Annotated in this window: 1 protein-coding gene; it reads left to right on the top strand. The window is 58.8% G+C overall.

The annotated features are described in order from the left end of the window. The coding region (locus B2W96_RS08670) for a glutamine synthetase III (protein ID WP_293009892.1) at window positions 1–1,810 on the top strand (1,810 nt) is incomplete at its 5' end. Between the last annotated feature and the right edge of the window lie 44 nt (window positions 1,811–1,854).

Below are 1,854 nucleotides of genomic sequence, written 5' to 3'. Positions count from 1 at the left end.
GATTGTCATGGAGTTCTCCGGCAAGGAGCTGGTCCGGGGAGAGCCGGATGCGTCCTCCTTCCCCTCCGGCGGACTGCGGGCCACCTTTGAGGCCAGAGGCTACACCGCATGGGACCCCACGGTTTTTGCCTTTATTAAGGACGGAAGTCTATGCATCCCCACGATTTTCTGCTCTTACTCAGGCGAGGCGCTGGACAAGAAGACACCCCTGCTTCGTTCCATGAACGAGGTCAGCCGTCAGGCAGTGCGCATTCTGCGCCTGTTTGGCGACACGGAAACCCGGCGCGTCACGCCGCAGGTTGGGCCGGAGCAGGAGTATTTCCTCATCGACAAAAAGGGCTATGCCCAGCGGGAAGACCTGCGGTTCTGCGGGCGGACCCTGTTTGGGGCAAAGCCCCCCAAGGGGCAGGAACTGGAGGACCATTACTTCGGCGCCATCCGTCCCCGCGTGGCCGCGTTTATGAAGGAACTGGACGAGGAACTGTGGAAGGTGGGCGTGCTTTCCAAGACCAAGCACAACGAAGTGGCCCCTTGTCAGCATGAGATGGCCCCCATTTTCTCCGATGCAAACACAGCTTGTGACCACAACCAACTGGCCATGGAGATGATGAAGCGGGTGGCCGACCGCCATGATTTGGTCTGCCTGCTCCATGAAAAGCCCTTCGCCGGCGTCAACGGATCCGGCAAGCACGACAACTGGTCTCTTGGAACTGACACGGGCAAGAATTTGCTCAAGCCCGGCTCTACCCCCAGCCAGAATGCCCAGTTCTTGCTGTTCCTCGCGGCCTTTATCAAGGGTGTGGACGAATATCAGGATGTGCTGCGCACCACCGTTGCATTCCCAGGGAACGACCACCGTCTGGGCGCGCAGGAGGCGCCTCCCGCCGTGGTGTCCGTCTTCTTGGGCGACGAGCTGAACGCCGTGGTGGAATCCATCATTAACGGCACCGCCTATACCGACGCCGGAAAGCGGACGCTGGAGGTGGGCGTGGATGTGCTGCCTTCCATCCGGCAGGACAACACAGACCGCAACCGCACCTCTCCCATGGCGTTCACGGGCAATAAGTTTGAGTTCCGTATGCTGGGCTCGTCCCAGTCCATCTCCGGGCCCAACATCGCTTTGAATACCATTATGGCGGAGGAGCTGGAGCAGTTTGCCGACCAGCTTGAAAAGGCGAAGGACTGCACAGCGGAGTTGCAGGCGCTGATCCGCAAGACCTTTACTGAGCATCAGCGCATTATTTTCAACGGCAACGGCTATGACGACGCATGGATTCAGGAAGCCGGACGGCGTGGCCTTTCCAATCTGGCCTCCTCTCCCGACGCGCTGAAAACCTATACCGCGCAAAAGAACATGGAGTTGTACATCAAGCACGGCATCTACACCAAGAGCGAGATTGAGGCACGGGCCGAGATTCACATTGAGAATTACACTACGACCATTTCCATTGAGGGGAAAATTATGGCGGACATGATTCGGCGCCAGATTCTTCCCGCTGTCTCGGCCTATGCCGGGGAACTGTGCCGCCGCGCGGCCGACAAGAGTGCCATGGGCGCGGCCCACAGGTACGAGACGGAGATTGCGGCAAAGATCGGTACGCTTGCAGACGGTCTGTTGGATGCAACAGAGCGGCTGGAAGAGGACCTGGGCAAGCCTCATGGCGATTCCAGAGCGGCGATGGACTATGCCCACGACACCATTTTTTCCGACATGACCGCCGCTAGGAAGATTGCCGACGAGCTGGAGACGCTGACCGCCCGGGAATACTGGCCCTTCCCGGTGTACAGCGATCTGCTGTTCTATATCTAAAATTGTATAAAATGCGCGCCGGGAAGCCAATTGGCTTCCCGGCG

Source organism: Oscillibacter sp. UBA6647 (assembly GCA_002455655.1).
In the GTDB taxonomy this organism is placed as follows: domain Bacteria; phylum Bacillota; class Clostridia; order Oscillospirales; family Oscillospiraceae; genus Oscillibacter.
This window is presented reverse-complemented; position numbering and strand designations above follow the sequence as displayed.